The organism is Mycetocola sp. Y444, from assembly GCF_059445295.1.
On the sequence record NZ_JCAIUB010000001.1, the window covers coordinates 733,042 to 750,389 of the forward strand.

Here is a 17,348-nt window from a genome sequence, read left to right on the forward strand (position 1 = left end):
ACCGAACGGGGCTGGCCCGTCACAGCCAATGAACGAGCGGCCGTCACAAGCGGCAAGCGAGGTGGTACCGCGGATCGGAAACGATCCGCCCTCGCAGGTGAACACTGAACCTGCCGGGAGAAAAATGCCTTACCCCAAGTCGAACGACGATTCGCCGAACGCCGGGTCCGCCTTCGGCGTGACCCCCTCGCCGAAGTTCCCCGACATCGAGAACCAGATCCTCGAGTTCTGGAAGAACGACGGAACCTTCGAGGCATCCGTCGCTCAGCGTGAGGGCGCCGATGAGTGGGTCTTCTACGACGGTCCGCCGTTCGCGAACGGCCTGCCGCACTACGGCCACCTGCTCACCGGATACGCGAAGGACCTCTTCCCGCGCTTCCAGACGATGCGTGGCAAGCAGGTGCACCGCCGCTTCGGCTGGGACACCCACGGACTGCCCGCCGAACTCGAGGCGGAGCGCCAGCTCGGCATCACCGACAAGGCCCAGATCGAAGAGATGGGCATCGCCGCGTTCAACGCCGCCGCGAAGGACGCGGTGCTCAAGTACACCGAGGACTGGGAGCGGTACGTCACCCGCCAGGCTCGCTGGGTCGATTTCGACAACGACTACAAGACGCTCGACATCACCTTCATGGAGAGTGTCATCTGGGCGTTCAAGCAGCTGCACGACAAGGGGCTCGCCTACGAGGGCTACCGCGTGCTGCCGTACTGCTGGCGCGACCAGACTCCGTTGTCGAACCACGAGCTGCGCATGGACGACGACGTCTACAAGATGCGCCAGGACCAGACGGTCACCGTCACCTTCCCGCTCGTCGGCATCAAGGCCGAGTCGCTCGGCCTGACCGGCGTGCGCGCGCTGGCCTGGACGACGACGCCGTGGACCCTGCCGACCAACGCCGCGCTGGCCGTCGGGCCCGACATCGAATATGCGGTTGTGCCCGCCGGTCCGCACGGAACACCGGATGCCACTGTGCTGCGCGAGAAAGCGGGAGACGACGCCGGCCTCACCGAGGTGCTTGGCGGGCAGTACCTGCTCGCAACGGCGCTCGTCGGTAACTACGCGAAGGAACTCGGCTACGACTCCGCCGAGGACGCCCTCGCGGCCGTGTCGCGGACGCTGATCGGGTCCGAGCTCGAAGACGTCACGTACGACCGTCTCTTCGACTACTACTCGGATGTCGAGGAGTACGGCATGCAGAACGCGTGGCGGATCCTCGTGGCCGACTACGTCACCCTCGAAGACGGCACCGGCATCGTGCACCAGTCGCCGGCATACGGTGAAGAAGACCAGAAGATCTGCGAGGCAGCAGGCATCCCCGTCATCATCTCTGTCGATGACGGCGGAAAGTTCCTGCCCGCGGTGACGGATGTCGCGGGGCTGCTGTGGTCGGACGCCAACAAGCCGCTCACCCAGCTGATCAAGTCGGAGGGACGCCTGCTCCGCCAGGCGAGCTACGAGCACTCGTACCCGCACTGCTGGCGCTGCCGCAACCCACTCATCTACAAGGCGGTGTCGAGCTGGTTCATCCGCGTGCCCGAATTCCGCGACCGGATGGTCGACCTCAACGAAGACATCAACTGGGTGCCTGACAACGTCAAGCACGGCCAGTTCGGCAAGTGGATCGGCAACGCCCGTGACTGGTCGATCAGCCGCAACCGCTACTGGGGATCACCGATCCCCGTGTGGAAGAGCGATAACCCCGAGTATCCCCGCATCGACGTGTACGGGTCGCTCGACGAGCTCGAGCAGGACTTCGGCGTTCGCCCGACCGACCTGCACCGGCCGTACATCGACGAGCTGACGCGCCCGAACCCCGACGACCCCACCGGGCAGTCGACCATGCGGCGCATCACCGACGTCCTCGACGTCTGGTTCGACTCCGGCTCGATGCCGTTCGCCCAGGTGCATTACCCGTTCGAGAACCGTGAGTGGTTCGACTCGCACAACCCCGCCGACTTCATCGTCGAGTACATCGGGCAGACCCGCGGCTGGTTCTACACCCTCCACGTGCTCTCGACCGCGCTGTTCGACCGGCCGGCGTACAAGAACGTGCTCAGCCACGGCATCGTGCTCGGCAGCGACGGCCAGAAGATGTCCAAATCGCTCCGCAATTACCCGGACGTCAACGAGGTCTTCGATCGTGACGGCTCGGATGCCATGCGCTGGTTCCTGATGTCGAGTTCCGTCCTGCGCGGCGGCAACCTCATCGTCACCGAGGAGGGCATCCGCGAGGGTGTCAGGCAGATGCTGCTTCCGTTGTGGAGCACGTGGTACTTCTTCAGCCTCTACGCCAACACGGCTCGCGACGGTGGATACGACGCCTCGTGGCGCACCGACTCCACCGACGTCCTCGACCGGTACATTCTCGCGAAGACCCGCCTCGTCGTGGAGGAGGTCGGCACTCACCTCGAGAACCTCGACTCGACCCTGGCAGCGGCGACGCTCCGGGACTTCGCCGACGTGCTCACCAACTGGTACGTGCGCCGGTCACGCGAGCGATTCTGGACCGGAGTCGACGAGAACGGCAACGGAACCGAGGCGTTCGACACGCTGTACACGGTGCTCGAGACGATCACGCGCGCGTCCGCACCTCTCCTCCCGCTGGTTTCCGAGCGGATCTGGAAGGACCTCACCGGTGGCCGCAGCGTGCACCTCGAGGACTGGCCGGACCTGAACGCCTTCGACGAGGACGATGTGCTGGTCGCGTCGATGGACGCCATCCGCGCCATCAGCTCAACCGTGCTCTCCCTCCGGAAGCAGGCGGGTCGACGCGTGCGTCTCCCGCTCGCGACGCTCACCGTTGTCTCACCGGACCCGGACCACCTGGAACGGTTCGGCGACATCCTCCGCGATGAGGTCAACGTCAAGAACGTCGAGTTCGTTACCCTCACCGACTCCAGCGCAGGCGACTACGGCATCACGTCGAAGCTCACCGTCAACGCGCGCGCCGCCGGACCGCGTCTCGGCAAGAACGTGCAGACCGTGATCAAGGCTGCCCGCGCCGGGGACTGGTCCGAGACCGACGGTGTCGTCACCGCCGGCGGTATCGAACTCCAGGACGGCGAATTCGAGCTCGTTCTCGAAACCGCCGCCGTTGAGGGTGGCGCCGAGCAGGCGCTCGCTCTGCTGCCCGGCGGGGGATTCGTGCTGCTCGACACGCACACGACCCCCGAACTCGAGGCCGAGGGTCTCGCTCGGGATGTCGTTCGTGCCGTGCAGGACACCCGCAAGGCCGCCGGATTCGACGTGAGCGACCGCATCCGCCTCGGTCTCGTCTTCGAGAGCCCCGAAGACGCGGATGCCGTGACCTTCGTCACCGAGGTCGACATCGCCGCGGAGACGCTCGCGACGACCACCTCGATCCACGCGTTCGCCGAGGTCGACGAGGCCCGCCGCGCCGGTACGCCGGCGGAGTGGCTCCCCGAGCTGCTCGACGACGAGCCGGAGTTCTACCAGGAGTTCGCCAAGGGACAGTTCGCCAACGCGGGATCGTTCATCGTGGCCGTTCGCCGAGCAACCAGGAGCATCAATGTCTGAGATTGACGACGAATTTGCCGATGAAGGACAGGCCGTCTACGAGGACCTGCTCGCCCGCACGGGCGAACAGGCTCCTCAACCGCGGCTGGAGCCGACCCGCCGGGTGCTCGACCTGCTCGGCGACCCGCAACGCGCGTTCCCGATCATCCAGCTCACTGGAACCAACGGCAAGACGAGCACGAGCCGCCTGATCGAGGGGATTCTCCGTTCCTACGGGCTTCGGACCGGACTCTTCACGAGTCCGCACCTCGTGAGTTTCAACGAGCGCATCGTCATCGACGGTGAGCCGATCTCGAACGAGGCCCTCGCCCGGAACTGGGAAGACATTCGGACGTACGTCGAGATGGTCGACCTCGAGCTCGAAAACGCGGGTGACGTGCCGCTGACCTTCTTCGAGGTACTCACCGTGCTCGCCTACGCGAGCTTCGCTGACGCGCCGATCGACGTCGGTGTGATCGAGGTCGGGATGGGCGGCGAGTGGGATTCCACCAACGTCGCGGATGCGCAGATCGCCGTGTTCACCCCGATCGATCTCGACCACGTTGCCCGACTCGGTTCGACCATTGCCGAGATCGCGCGAACCAAGGCGGGCATCATCAAGCCGGCCGCGACGGTCGTCACCGCCGCGCAGCATCCCGATGCCATGGCAGAAATCCTGAAGGCGGCGGAACGGGACGAGGCCCCCGTCATCGTCCAGGACGTCGACTTCGCGCTGACGGCAGATCATGTCGCCGTCGGCGGCCAGGTGATCAGTGTGCGCGGACGGGCGGGGGAGTACAACGATCTCTTCCTGCCGCTCTACGGCGACCACCAGGGTCAGAACGCGGCAGTCGCCATCGCCGCGGTCGAGACGTTCCTCGGTGACGGCAGCCAGCCGCTCTCGATGGACCCACTCGTGGAGGGACTCTCGGAGATCACTACACCCGGTCGGCTCCAGCTCGTCGGCATCGAGCCGACGGTTCTCATCGATGCGGCGCACAACCCGCACGGCGCACGGTCGCTCGCCGCTGCGCTGGGGAAGTACTTCGACTTCGCCGAGACCGTCTTCGTCGTCGGTGTGCTCGGAGACAAGGACGCCGAGGGAATCCTCTCCGTGCTTGCGCCGATCGCGGCACGCATCCACGTGACCGAACCGTCGTCCGAACGGTCCATCCCGGTCGCTTCGCTCGCCCGGCGTGCGGCGGCTGTCGCGGATCCTGGACTCGTTCACGCTTACGACACCGTGGAAGACGCGGTCTTCGCCGCACGCGAATGGGCGAATGACGGCCCGTCGAGGCTCGTCGTCGTCACCGGCTCCGTCGTTCTCGCCGGAGAGGTCATCGAGCTGGCCGAAGCCGGAGAGTGGAAGAAGTCATGAAAAGACAGCGACAGAGCGTGAGGCAGTCCCTCGCGTCGATCGTCCTCGGCTTTGAACTCATTGTGATGTTCCTCGCCGCGCTGGTGGCCTTCGGGCTCAAGGTCCTTCCGGCGCCGGTCGCCCTCGGGGGCGGCGCCGCGATCTGTGTCGCGATCCTGGTGGCACTTGCCGGCCTCCGCTACCGCTGGGGCATCATTGCGGGCTGGGTGCTGCAAGGCGTTATCGTTGCTACCGGCATCCTGGTGCCGATCATGTTCATTATTGGTGCGCTTTTTGCCGGCATGTGGGTTTACTCCATGGTGGCTGGCGGTCGGATTGACCGCGAAAAAGCCGCCGCAGCGCAATTGGGAGACGAAACACATGGCAGTTGAAGAAACACTCGTTTTGGTCAAGCCGGACGGTGTCGCACGCAACCTGACCGGAGCGATCCTCGCGCGTATTGAGGCGAAGGGCTACTCGCTCGTCGACATCCGTCTCGTTCAGCCCGACCGATCGGTTCTCGCCGCGCACTACGCCGAGCACGAGGGCAAGCCGTTCTACGAGCCGCTCGTGGAGTTCATGCTGTCAGGTCCGATCGTCGCCATTCGCGTCGCCGGTGACCGCGTGATCGAGGGCTTCCGCAGCCTCGCGGGCACGACGGACCCGACGACGGCGGCTCCCGGCACCATCCGTGGCGACTTCGGTCGCGACTGGGGCCTGAAGGTTCAGCAGAACCTGGTTCACGGGTCAGACAGCCCCGAGTCGGCGGCGCGCGAACTCGCGCTCTGGTTCAAGTAACCCGATTACCTCAAACAGCGAGGCGACCCGGAAACGGGCGCCTCGCTGTTTTTGTGTCACGGCGCTGTCACCGGGTTCTGCGACCGGCCGGTAGCCACGGGGGAGAGGGCGGCTTAGAGGTGCTGCAGGACGTCGAGGCGCACCTGGGCGATCACGGCGACGATCAGGTAGCAGGCCAGGGTGAGCGGCACGAGCCAGCCGTACAGAGCCGTGGCTACCCGGCGCACGCCGGTGGGCGCAGGGAGATTCCCGTCTTTGAGGTTGTAGAGGGTGACGGCGAGGAACGCGGGGATGGTCACCGACCAGGTGACCATGCACCACGGGCAGAGGGTGCCGAGCACGAAGATGCTCTGGGAGATCAGCCAGATCACGAAGGCGAGGGCGCCGGCCAGCCCCAGGTTGAACAGCGCCCAGTACCAGCGCGCAAAACGAGCTCCGGCGAGTATGCCGACGCCGACAACGATCGGTGCGGCCCAGCCGACGAGCCCGATCAGCGGGTTGGGGAACCCGAAGACAGAGCCCTGCCATGACTCGAGATTGGCGCCGCACTGCACGAGGACGCTGAAGTCGCACGAGAGCGATTCGCCGGGCGATGACAGGGTGTGGATCTTTTCGACGGTGAGGGCGAAGGCAGCAATCTCACCGATGATGCCCGCGAGGATGAGAAAGACAGCGAGGACAGTCGGTCGGGTGTTGGTCTCGTCGCGGCTCACGGTTCGAGGGTACGACACTGAGGCTGGCCGTGGCGGCATCCGCATGCTCGGCCACAAATTGCTGTTCAGTCGCCGCTCGGACAGGGAGGGCTGCACTTTCGAGAGGAGTGTGACCGTTTGTGTCGGCGCACGCCCGCGGGCGGCGCGAGTGACCGTTTGTGTCGGAGCACGGCTCTTCGCGACACACCTTTCGAGAGAACGACACAGTGCGGTGCGGCGCGAGCCGGAGAATCGCTCTGAACGCGCCTGCCGTGCGATAATGAGAGCACGACCATAGGGCCGCGCTCTAGGGTCGTACAACAGAAGGCTTATTGGGCACGGCGCTCGTAATGAAACAGCGTTCGCCCAGTGTTTGAGACAAAAGTGTTCGTCGGTCACAACTCGAAGGGGTACGGCCGACAAAGAAGGTACGCGACCAGAGCCACAGGGCCGGTCGTGGACGTACAGGATTTGCGGGGAGTACGCGAAAGCGAGAAACCGCTCGAGAGTTCCCGGATGGGCAGCGCGGCTGCCGTGCCGGATGAGGAGTGCACCAGGAATGGTGAATGAAAATTTTGATAACACGGCCGACACATCAACCAACAGCGAGGGCGTAGCGCCGGAAAGCTCCGAGACCCAGGCCTTCGAGGCGCAGGCGTTCGAGGCGCCGACTGCCAACACGCAGGCACCGGATGCCGCAGCGAGCGAACCGGTCGCCGAAGACGCACCGCAACGTCCTGACTCTGAGGACGCGGCGTCATCCGACGCAGCGCCTGTGGCCGCCGAGGATGCTGCAGGCGATACGGAGTCCGCAGCCCCGTCCGCAGCCCCAGACGGTTCCGCTACTGTCGCGGAACCGACTCAGGCCGGTGACGAGTCTGCTGCCGAGGAGCCAGCGGCAGACGCGGCCGAGCCCGCGAAGACCGCGGAGATCACGGCGCCCGGAATCTTCGCCGCATACTCAACAGCGCCGACGACAGCGCTGTTCTTCCAGGCACCCGACGTCAAACCGCTCCCCGCGCGCGACTATCGCGACGACGCGATCGACGATGACGACGACGAGGTTGACGAGCCGTCGACGGTCCGCCGTCGCGCACGCCGCCGCTCGGGCGACGAACGCCGGTCGGGACAGAACGACCCGGCCAACACGGTAGTCAAGGTCAGGCAGCCCAGGGAACAGCCGCGTGAGGTCGAGCAGATCACCGAGCCGCAGCGCATCAAGGGCTCGACGCGCCTCGAAGCGAAGAAGCAGCGACGACGCGACGGCCGCGATGCCGGCCGCCGCCGCCCGGTTGTCACCGAGGCAGAGTTCCTCGCCCGTCGTGAGTCAGTCGACCGCACGATGATCGTCCGCTCGAAGAGCAACAAGATTCAGATCGGTGTACTCGAGGACGGCGTGCTCGTCGAGCACTACGTCGCGCGTAACGAAGAGGCATCCCTCATCGGAAACGTCTACCTCGGGCGCGTGCAGAACGTGCTGCCAAGCATGGAAGCAGCCTTCGTGGACATCGGACGCGGACGCAACGCCGTGCTGTACTCGGGCGAAGTCGACTGGGACGCCGCAGAGACCGGAAACCAGCCGCGCCGCATCGAGCTGGCGCTCAAGCCAGGCGATCGTGTTCTCGTCCAGGTCACCAAGGACCCGGTCGGACACAAGGGTGCTCGACTGACCAGCCAGGTCTCGCTTCCAGGCCGGTACCTCGTCTACGTGCCCAACGGCTCGATGAACGGCATCTCACGCAAGCTGCCCGACACCGAACGTGCTCGCCTCAAGAAGATCCTCAAAGAGGTGCTTCCTGACAACGTCGGCGTCATCGTGCGGACCGCTGCAGAGGGCGCGACCGAGGAACAGCTCACGCTCGACGTCAATCGCCTGATCAACCAGTGGGCAGAGATCTCACGGCAGATGGAGAGCGTTCAGGCGCCAGCTTTGCTGCACTCTGAGCCTGACCTGTTGATCAAGATCGTCCGCGATGTGTTCAACGAGGACTTCCAGAAGATGCTCATCGCCGGCGATGACGCGCAGGAAGTCATCGAAAGCTACCTGCGTGGTGTCGCTCCCGACCTGCTCGAGCGCGTCGAGCGCTACGAGGGCACCCGGGACGTCTTCGACGAGTACCGCATCACCGAGCAGATCGAGAAGGCCCTCGACCGCAAGGTCTGGCTGCCCTCCGGTGGATCGCTCGTCATCGACCGAACCGAGGCAATGACTGTCGTCGACGTCAACACGGGAAAGTTCGTCGGTTCAGGCGGAAACCTCGAGGAGACGGTAACGAAGAACAACCTCGAATCCGCCGAGGAGATTGTCCGCCAGCTTCGGCTGCGCGACATCGGTGGAATCATCGTCGTCGACTTCATCGACATGGTGCTCGAATCCAACCGGGATCTCGTTTTGCGCCGACTGATCGAGTGCCTCAGCCGTGACCGGACCAAGCACCAGGTCGCCGAGGTGACCTCGCTCGGTCTCGTTCAGATGACGCGCAAGAAGCTGGGCCTTGGCCTGCTTGAGTCGTTCAGTGAGCCATGCGAGGTGTGTGCCGGCCGCGGTGTCATCGTGCACCACGACCCGATCGTCAAGCACCGCCAGACCCCTCAGCCGGAGACCAAGCGTCGCGGCAAGGGCGGCACTTCGAACGGCAACAGCAACGGTGGCAACACCAACGGCAACGGTGGAGGGAACAACGTCGGCCAGGCACCGAAGGCCCCGACACACGCCATCACCGATGACGCCAAGAACGCCCTCGCGAAGATCGCCGCATCGACGATCGTTGCTCACGCGGACGACGCGCCGTCGGCCGATCAGGTGACGGAACAGCCCGCCGCGAGCGAGCGACGCAATGAGTCACGCAGCGAGCGACGCAACGAACGCCGGAAGAACCAGAAGGGCCAGAACCGCGGCGCCGGGTCGGCGCAGGGGAACTCGGGTGGCGGCTCAGCCGGCCAGACCGAGGACATTGCGCCTGACGCGCGTGCCGAGAGCTTGGCTCCTGCCAGCCGGCCAGAGACGAGCAGGCCGGAGACGAGCAGGCCGGATTCCGGCAGGCCCGACCCCGAGCCTCAGGGTGCCGCTTCCCGCACGGAAGCCCGGGATGCCCTGTCGATCCTCGACATCCCTCTCGAGCCCGCACGCAAGGCGAAGAGAGTCGACCCGCGCGACGCTGAGGACCTCCTCGGCTCAGTGCTCGACGCGCTTCCGGAGCCCAAGCTGCCCGGTACCGGCCGTGCACGCCGCCGTCGGGTGACGACCGCCGGCCTGACCGGGACTCCCGTCGCTCACGACGCAGACGCCGGAACATCCGCGCCGGCCGCTGAGTAGCCAGTAACGACGAACGGCGGTCGCCCCTCACCCGAGGGCCGACCGCCGTTTGCGTTCTTTCGCCGTCACCCTGAGGTTGCTCTCGATCAGCCGACGGACGAGAACATTCGCGCTTACGGGTACCGCACCACCGGCGACCAGTTCGTCGAAGCGTTCCTGTGGCACGTCGTAATGGTCCAGGTCGAAGCTGCGCCGGGGGAGTGAGTGACGAGCGGCGAACGCGTGCAACTCGTCGAGAGAAACGTCGCTGATGAGGTGGGACCAGAGTGTGTTGTGGGCCGGCCATAACGGAGTGTCGATGAGCACGGTCATGACCTGAAGTCTACGAATTGCGACACGGCTGGGCGTGCATTTGTGAGATCGGGTGTGATCAAGTAAAGTTTCCTGTTGGTGCACGTTGGCTTATCCCGCGTTTTGCCCATGGTTTTCTGTCAGCTTGACCTCCCTTCCCGCTGGGGTCTACCGCACAGTGAATATTCCTTGACAGATTCAACTCGGAGCACAAGCTCCCAAGAGAAGTAGGTACGAGAAGTGGTTTACGCAGTAGTGCGCGCCGGTGGTCGGCAGGAAAAGGTAGAGGTCGGCACCATTGTGACGATGGACCGCGTCAAGAGCATCAAGGACGGCAAGGTCGAACTGGCCGCTGTTCTTCTCGTCGACGGTGACAAGATCACCACTGACGCCGAGTCGCTCGCGAAGGTCACAGTCACGGCTGAGTTCATCGAGAACCTCCGCGGCCCCAAGATTCACATCCAGAAGTTCAAGAACAAGACCGGTTACAAGAAGCGTCAGGGGCACCGCCAGGAGCTCACACGCGTCAAGATCACCGGCATCAAGTAAGCCTGAGGGAGAACAGAGATGGCACACAAAAAGGGCGCGAGTTCCACTCGCAACGGTCGCGACTCCAACGCACAGCGCCTCGGCGTGAAGCGCTTTGGCGGTCAGGTTGTCTCAGCAGGCGAGATCATCGTTCGCCAGCGCGGCACGCACTTCCACCCCGGCGTCAACGTCGGACGCGGCGGTGACGACACGCTCTTCGCCCTCGAGGCAGGAGCTGTCGAATTCGGCGCCAAGGGCGGCCGTAAGGTCATCAACATCGTGACGGCAGCTGCCGAATAGGCATCAGTTCGATGTGTCTCAGGGGCGAGCTTCGGCTCGCCCCTGAGTTTTTTATGTAGAAGAACAAACTAATTTGGAGGGCTCTCGTGGCCACATTCGTCGATCAGGTGACACTGCACCTGCGTGCTGGAAACGGCGGTAACGGATGCGTGTCTGTGCGTCGGGAGAAGTTCAAGCCGTTAGCCGGACCCGATGGTGGAAACGGCGGTAACGGTGGCGACATCGTCCTCGTTTCTGACCCGCAGGTCACGACGCTTCTCAACTACCACCGGTCACCGCACCGGAGCTCACCGAACGGTGGCCCAGGCATGGGCGACCACCGCGCGGGGACGACGGGTGAAGAACTCGAACTGCCCGTCCCGGTCGGAACCGTCGTCAAGGACGCCGATGGCAACGAACTGATCGACTTCGCCGAGCCGGGCATCCGTTACGTCATCGCGCAGGGTGGACAGGGCGGCCTCGGCAACGCGGCTCTCTCGACCACCAAGCGGAAGGCTCCCGGGTTCGCTCTGCTCGGCACGCTCGGCCAGGAGGGGTCGTTCACCCTCGAGCTCAAGGTCGTCGCTGACGTTGCGCTCGTCGGTTACCCCTCAGCCGGAAAGTCGAGCCTCATCGCCGCGATGAGCGCGGCCAAGCCCAAGATCGCGGACTACCCGTTCACGACACTGCACCCGAACCTCGGCGTTGTCCAGGCTGGCGACATCCGGTACACCGTCGCCGACGTCCCGGGACTCATCGAGGGCGCGAGTGAGGGCAGGGGCCTCGGGCTCGAATTCCTCCGCCACGTTGAGCGCTGCTCAGCCCTCGTGCACGTCCTCGACTGCGCGACCCTCGAACCGGGCCGTGACCCGATCAGTGACCTCGACATCATCCTCGGTGAGCTCGGCGCGTACCCGGTACCCGAGGGCCAGACGCCGCTTCTCGAGCGTCCGCAGCTCATCGCGCTCAACAAGGTCGACGTGCCAGAGGGCAAGGAGCTCGCCGAGCTGGTCAAGCCGGAGCTCGAAGCCCGCGGATACCGCGTCTTCGAGATCTCGACGGTCAGCCACGAAGGGCTGCGCCAGCTCTCCTACGCGCTCGGCGACCTCGTCGAGGCCGAACGCAAGGCCAAGGCCGAGCACGAAGCGGCTCACCCCCGCATCGTCATCCGCCCCCGTCCCGTGGACGAGTCGAAGTTCACGGTCACCGTCGAGGGTGGCAGCTTCGGCAACATCTACCGTGTGCGCGGCGCCAAGCCCGAGCGCTGGGTGCAGCAGACCGACTTCACGAACGACGAAGCAGTGGGTTACCTCGCCGACCGCCTCGCGAAGCTCGGCGTCGAAGACGGCCTGTTCAAGGCCGGCGCCGTCGGTGGATCCACGGTCATCATCGGTTCAGACAATGGTGTGGTCTTCGACTGGGAGCCGACGCTGACCTCGTCCGCCGAGATGATCACGACCCCTCGTGGACTCGATGCCAGGCTCGACGCGAACAACCGCCCGACCCGCAACCAGCGCCGCGAGGAGTACTTCGAGCGGATGGACGCGAAAACCGAAGCGCGTGCCGAGATGGTCCGCGAACGGGAAGCCGGGCTGTGGCGTGACCAGTACGAAGAAGAAGAACGTGCGGCCGCAGAAGCAGCCAGTGCCGAGGGAGAAAAATAGGTCATGGCGGTAGCTGATCGGTCCGACCTGGCTTCGGCCAGGCGGGTAGTCGTCAAGGTGGGCTCATCGTCGATCAGCGGTGACAACGCCGACCAGATTGCGCCGCTCGTCGACGCGCTCGCTACTGCCCACGGGCGGGGTGCCGAGATTGTCCTCGTCTCGAGCGGCGCAATAGCGACCGGGATGCCGTACCTGGCGCTCACCAACCGGCCGGTCGACCTCGCCACCCAGCAGGCCGCCGCTGCGGTGGGGCAGAACGTGCTCATCTACCGCTACCAGGACAGCCTCGACCGCTATGACATCGTGGCCGGGCAGGTGCTGCTCACCGCTGGTGACCTCGAGAACGATGCTCACCGGTCGAACGCCCAGCGCGCCATGGAGCGGTTGCTCGCGCTCCGGATCCTTCCCATCGTCAACGAAAACGACACAGTGGCAACCCACGAGATCCGTTTCGGTGACAACGATCGGCTCGCCGCGCTCGTGTCGATCCTCATTCACGCCGACGCGCTGGTGCTGCTCAGCGACGTGGATGCGCTCTACACGAAGCCGCCAGCTGAGGCCGGCGCCGAACCGATCAGCCGGGTGGAGCGCGGAGACGCCCTCACCGGTGTCACGTTCGGGGGCGCCGGCGCTGTCGGCGTCGGGACCGGGGGAGCCTCCACCAAGGTGTCAGCGGCCCGGCTCGCCGCCGATGCGGGAGCCGGTGTTCTCATCACGTCGGCGGGCAATGTTGCTCGCGCTTTGAACGGTGAAGCCGTCGGAACGTGGTTCGTGCCGGCCGAACGGGTCGAACGTACGCCCGCGGCTGGCTAATATCGGTCTTATGACCGACACCGCTGCCGTAGACATTGCTTCGCCCACCGCGAGCTCACTCGCCGATCCCGGCCACGGGGTGTCGTTCGACGAGCGCCTCCTCCGAGCACGCGACGCATCCCGCGTGCTGGCAACGGCATCCGGTGATCTGAAAAACGCCGCCCTCGAAGCGATGGCCGTCGGGCTCTCCCAGGCAAGCGAGAAGATCCTCGCCGCGAACGCGAAGGACCTCGAGAACGGACGCGCAAACGGTCTCGCCGTCGGGCTGCTGGACAGGCTGCGCCTGGACGAGAGCCGACTGGATGCCCTCGCTGTGGCGATCCGCGAAATCATGGCACTGACCGACCCGATCGGACAGAGCGTGCGAGGATCACGCCTGCCCAACGGTGTGCGCATCGATCAGATCCGGGTGCCGTTCGGTGTCGTCGGGGCGATTTACGAGGCGCGGCCCAACGTCACTATCGACATCGCTGCACTCGCGATCAAGAGCGGTAACGCTGTGGTTCTGCGCGGCGGTTCCGCTGCGGAGAACACGAACGGAAGGCTCGTTGAGGTCATTCAGGATGCCCTCGGCTCGGTCGGTCTGCCGTCGGGCGCCGCGCAGACCATCGATGAGTTCGGTCGGGACGGCGCGACGCGGCTGATGCAGGCGCGCGGCCTCGTCGACGTTCTCGTTCCGCGGGGGAGTGCATCACTCATCCAGGCGGTCGTGACCGAGTCGCGGGTTCCTGTGATCGAAACCGGGGCTGGCGTCGTCCACATCTACCTCGACGAGTCGGCTCGGGAGGACTGGGCAACGGACATCGTGCACAACGCCAAGGTGCAGCGGCCGAGCGTGTGCAACGCCGTCGAGACCGTTCTGGTGCACGCTGCAGCCGCTGACCGGCTGCTGCCCGGCGTTCTCGCCAGGTTGACGGAATCCGGGGTCACCATCCACGCCGACGATGCGACGCGTGCCATCTGGCCGGATGCCCTCGTTGCGACGGAGGAGGACTGGGCAACGGAGCACATGAGCCTCGACATCTCTGTCAGGGTCGTGGACGACCTCGACGAGGCAATCGACCACATCAGCCAGTACTCCACAGGGCACACCGAATCGATCATCACCGAGAGTGTGTCGAACGCCGAGCGGTTCCTGGCTGAAGTGGACTCAGCTGTGGTGATGGTGAACGCGTCGACGCGGTTTACCGACGGTGGTGAGTTCGGCTTCGGCGCAGAGGTGGGAATTTCAACGCAGAAGCTCCACGCCAGGGGCCCGATGGGTGTCTCCGAACTGACAAGCACGAAGTGGACGGTCCGGGGTACCGGTCAGGTGCGCGGATAGTCGTTAGACTGAATGGTGGCGTGGCCACCCCGCCGGAACTGAATGGAGCACACATGTCGTATGCGACGACCCTTCTCGCCGAAGCAGTATCACACGTGGAGCTGCCTATGCCCACCTGGATGTACGGCGTCATTGCTCTCATTGTTTTCATCTTCCTCGGCGTCGCGACGTTCAGCTACCGCGATGTCGCAAACCGCCACAGCGCGAAGGCCTCGGGACAAGCCGCGGCAGAACCCGGACACGGTCACTAGCCCCACAATGGCAGTCGCGTCGCGCCGGCCACGAGTAGGCGTCATGGGTGGAACATTCGATCCCATCCACAACGGCCACCTGGTCGCCGCCAGTGAGGTTGCCCAGTCGTTCGACCTCGACGAGGTCATCTTCGTGCCGACGGGCAGGCCGTGGCACAAGAACGTCGTCACCCCGCCCGAGCACCGTTATCTCATGACGGTCATCGCGACTGCGTCGAACCCCAGGTTCACCGTCAGCCGGGTCGATGTCGACCGCGAAGGCACGACCTACACGATCGACACGCTTCGCGACATCCACCGGAACCGCCCCGATGCTGAACTGTTCTTCATCACCGGTGCGGATGCCGTTGCCCAGATTTTTAACTGGAAAGACGTCGAGGAGCTCTGGTCTCTCGCCCACTTCGTGGCTGTGAGTCGACCGGGACATCCGCTCAGCGTTTCGGGATTACCGCCTCAAGACGTAAGCTTGTTGGAAGTTCCGGCCCTGGCGATATCGTCGACCGACTGTCGGAGCCGGGTGAGCCGGGGATTCCCGGTCTGGTATTTGGTTCCCGACGGTGTCGTTCAGTACATCACCAAACACCACCTGTATCGGAGTATTGCATGACCCCGCTGCCCGACGAGCAACCGCTCTCTCGTCGCCAGCTGCGTGAGCAGCAGCGAACGACAGACGTGACCCCCGAAACGAAATCACGTCGCGTCTCCACCACGACTCCCGTGTCAGGTGGGGCGATACCCGACGTGTCCGGCTCGCAGCCCGAGGCCCGCGCCGAACCGTCGTTGACGACGGAGGAAGTTGCAGCGCTTGAGCGCGCCGCAGCCGAAGGGTCGCAGCTGACCCGGCGCCAGGCGCGTGACCTCGAACGCGTGCGGACGGCATCCGTCACCATCATTCCGCCACTCGTCGAACCCGGCGATGCCCGGCCTGGTGGGAAAGCGCCCGCGAGCAACAAGCCTGCCGAGCACGAGCACGTCGAGAATGACGCGGTCGACAACGAGCAGGTAGACGACGAGGCAGTAGGCAGTGCTCCAGTAGAGAGTGCTCCAGTAGAGAGTGCTCCAGTAGACAGCGCTCCAGTCGACGACGATGCGGTCGACGACGATGCGGATGCCAGACCGGACCGGAAACCTCGGGCTCGCAAGGCCGCAGCGTCAGACCAGTCGGGGGGAGCGCCAAAGTCGTCTCGCCTGCCGTCGTTCGTTCCGGCATCCGCTGCCCGGGCCGGTGTCGTCGACCACGAGACTCCGGGCATTGTCGTTGTCAGTGAGAGTGACGACGAGGCCCCGGCAAAGAAGCGCACGTCGTTCGGCCTCCCGATCGTCGATGATGACTCGGAAGACAGCTCGGCGTCGGACACCAACGATGACGACGAGCCGCAGCTCGCGAGTAACTTCGGTGAAGCGGTTAGCGAACGCCCGGCTCCCGTCCTCAGCGAGATCGACACCGAACTCGAGCAGCCCTTTGACCAGATCATCGCCCGCGGGCTCGAGGAAGCCGGCAACGGCGTCGGGACCAGCTCGCTGATTCTGCCATCCATGCCGACGGGGGACCCGTTCACCGGACCGCTCACGGCACAGGGCGGCGTCGTTATCACTGGCTCGATCGACATCTCGACCGGCACAGGCTCCACGGGCAAACACCCGAGTGGCTTCGACAGGTCCGACATCGATTCGATGTTCGACGAAGAAGACGAAGCACGGCCGGCCACTGCGGGGACACCGGTCTCCGCCAGCCGCGCTGTGTCGACACACACCGCTACGCGCGATGTGATTACCCCTCCAGCTCCTGCCCGCAGCAATCGACTCCTCCTCATCCTGGCGATAACCGCCGGTGTGCTGGCTGTCGCCGTGCTGTCGGTCATCATCGTCGGTATCGCGGCCGGCGCTTTCCAGTCGCGATAGCCCCCAGAAAGGCCACTTCCCAGTGACAGCACGTGAATCAACCATCGAACAACTGAACATCGCCGTAGCGGCAGCGCAGGACAAGGGTGCCGAGGACCTCGTCGCCCTTGACGTCTCCGAGCCGTTGCCGTTTGTCGACATCTTCTTCATCGCGACGGGTCGCAATGAGCGCAACGTCATGGCTGTTGCGGGCGAGATCGAAGACCAGCTCAACGCAGCAGGCCACAAGACGCTTCGGCGTGAGGGCCGCTCCGAAGGCCGCTGGATCCTCATCGACTTCGGCGACCTCGTCGTGCACGTCTTCCACGAGGAAGAGCGACTGTACTACTCGCTCGAGCGCCTCTGGAAGGACTGCCCGGTCATTCCTATCGCTGAGCCGGTGCGAGCCTCGGCTGAGTAGCGCCCGGGTTACCGCTCGATTCGGAACATTTCGGATTGTGTAGTAATCTAAACAGGTTGCTTCGAGCGATCGAAGCGGCCGAAATGGGTCTGTGGCGCAGCTGGTAGCGCACCTGCATGGCATGCAGGGGGTCAGGGGTTCGAATCCCCTCAGATCCACCAAAACCCCTGAGAACAATAAGTTCTCAGGGGTTCTTTTCTTTGGCGTGGGCTTTAG

The 17,348-nt window shown here is 64.8% G+C and carries 16 protein-coding genes and 1 tRNA gene; 15 read left to right on the forward strand and 2 right to left on the reverse strand.

Going from position 1 to position 17,348, the window contains the following annotated elements; genetic code table 11:
* Positions 1-124: 124 nt before the first annotated feature.
* Genes ileS through ndk form a run of 4 tightly spaced genes read left to right on the forward strand, consistent with a single transcriptional unit; the run spans position 125 to position 5,672 of the window.
* Positions 125-3,538 carry an isoleucine--tRNA ligase gene (gene ileS / locus AC1C2M_RS03510; protein ID WP_495435285.1) on the forward strand — a complete coding sequence of 1,138 codons (3,414 nt, stop codon included), beginning with the start codon at positions 125-127 and terminating at the stop codon, positions 3,536-3,538.
* A complete protein-coding gene (locus tag AC1C2M_RS03515; RefSeq protein WP_495435287.1) occupies positions 3,531-4,895 on the forward strand; it encodes a bifunctional folylpolyglutamate synthase/dihydrofolate synthase in 1,365 nt (454 codons plus the stop codon). Before ileS ends, AC1C2M_RS03515 begins: the two co-directional genes overlap by 8 nt.
* 17 nt (positions 4,896-4,912) lie before the next feature.
* The gene (locus tag AC1C2M_RS03520; protein ID WP_158270246.1) at positions 4,913-5,266 is read left to right on the forward strand and encodes a DUF4233 domain-containing protein; all 354 of its coding nucleotides are present in this window, start codon (positions 4,913-4,915) and stop codon (positions 5,264-5,266) included.
* Complete coding sequence (ndk, locus tag AC1C2M_RS03525; RefSeq protein ID WP_108391240.1) at positions 5,256-5,672, forward strand: nucleoside-diphosphate kinase; 417 nt, start codon at positions 5,256-5,258, stop codon at positions 5,670-5,672. Before AC1C2M_RS03520 ends, ndk begins: the two co-directional genes overlap by 11 nt.
* A 113-nt stretch (positions 5,673-5,785) precedes the next feature.
* Here the strand turns inward: ndk and AC1C2M_RS03530 are convergent, their stop codons facing one another.
* On the reverse strand, positions 5,786-6,385 hold the full coding sequence (locus AC1C2M_RS03530) for a vitamin K epoxide reductase family protein (protein WP_495435289.1): 600 nt from the start codon (positions 6,383-6,385) through the stop codon (positions 5,786-5,788).
* A gap of 538 nt (positions 6,386-6,923) precedes the next feature.
* Here AC1C2M_RS03530 and AC1C2M_RS03535 point away from each other — a divergent pair.
* Complete coding sequence (locus AC1C2M_RS03535; RefSeq protein ID WP_495435291.1) at positions 6,924-9,680, forward strand: Rne/Rng family ribonuclease; 2,757 nt, start codon at positions 6,924-6,926, stop codon at positions 9,678-9,680.
* Positions 9,681-9,707: 27 nt separating this feature from the next.
* Here AC1C2M_RS03535 and AC1C2M_RS03540 read toward each other — a convergent pair whose 3' ends face one another.
* Positions 9,708-9,992, reverse strand: coding sequence for a DUF4031 domain-containing protein (locus AC1C2M_RS03540; protein WP_483404345.1), 285 nt, complete (start codon positions 9,990-9,992; stop codon positions 9,708-9,710).
* 219 nt (positions 9,993-10,211) lie between these two features.
* Here AC1C2M_RS03540 and rplU point away from each other — a divergent pair, with 219 nt between their 5' ends.
* From rplU to AC1C2M_RS03590, 10 genes are all read left to right on the forward strand, one after another.
* The gene (rplU, locus tag AC1C2M_RS03545) at positions 10,212-10,520 is read left to right on the forward strand and encodes a 50S ribosomal protein L21 (protein WP_108391236.1); all 309 of its coding nucleotides are present in this window, start codon (positions 10,212-10,214) and stop codon (positions 10,518-10,520) included.
* Positions 10,521-10,538: 18 nt separating this feature from the next.
* Positions 10,539-10,799: a 50S ribosomal protein L27 gene (gene rpmA, locus AC1C2M_RS03550; RefSeq protein WP_108391235.1), complete on the forward strand. Its 261-nt coding sequence runs from the start codon at positions 10,539-10,541 to the stop codon at positions 10,797-10,799.
* An 86-nt stretch (positions 10,800-10,885) separates the two neighbouring features.
* Positions 10,886-12,442, forward strand: a complete 1,557-nt coding sequence (obgE, locus tag AC1C2M_RS03555) for a GTPase ObgE (protein WP_483404344.1) — start codon at positions 10,886-10,888, stop codon at positions 12,440-12,442.
* 3 nt (positions 12,443-12,445) lie between these two features.
* Positions 12,446-13,255, forward strand: a complete 810-nt coding sequence (gene proB / locus AC1C2M_RS03560) for a glutamate 5-kinase (RefSeq protein WP_495435293.1) — start codon at positions 12,446-12,448, stop codon at positions 13,253-13,255.
* A 10-nt stretch (positions 13,256-13,265) separates the two neighbouring features.
* A complete protein-coding gene (locus tag AC1C2M_RS03565) occupies positions 13,266-14,579 on the forward strand; it encodes a glutamate-5-semialdehyde dehydrogenase (protein WP_495435295.1) in 1,314 nt (437 codons plus the stop codon).
* 53 nt (positions 14,580-14,632) lie between these two features.
* Positions 14,633-14,830 (forward strand): hypothetical protein, encoded by a 198-nt coding sequence (locus tag AC1C2M_RS03570; protein WP_108391231.1) that lies wholly within the window; start codon positions 14,633-14,635, stop codon positions 14,828-14,830.
* A 7-nt stretch (positions 14,831-14,837) separates the two neighbouring features.
* Positions 14,838-15,437 (forward strand): nicotinate-nucleotide adenylyltransferase, encoded by a 600-nt coding sequence (gene nadD, locus AC1C2M_RS03575; RefSeq protein ID WP_483404341.1) that lies wholly within the window; start codon positions 14,838-14,840, stop codon positions 15,435-15,437.
* On the forward strand, positions 15,434-16,732 hold the full coding sequence (locus AC1C2M_RS03580) for a hypothetical protein (RefSeq protein WP_495435296.1): 1,299 nt from the start codon (positions 15,434-15,436) through the stop codon (positions 16,730-16,732). The genes nadD and AC1C2M_RS03580 overlap by 4 nt, the downstream gene beginning before the upstream one ends.
* A gap of 22 nt (positions 16,733-16,754) precedes the next feature.
* A complete protein-coding gene (rsfS, locus tag AC1C2M_RS03585; protein ID WP_483404339.1) occupies positions 16,755-17,132 on the forward strand; it encodes a ribosome silencing factor in 378 nt (125 codons plus the stop codon).
* An 85-nt stretch (positions 17,133-17,217) separates the two neighbouring features.
* Positions 17,218-17,293, forward strand: a tRNA-Ala gene (locus AC1C2M_RS03590).
* Positions 17,294-17,348: the final 55 nt, after the last annotated feature.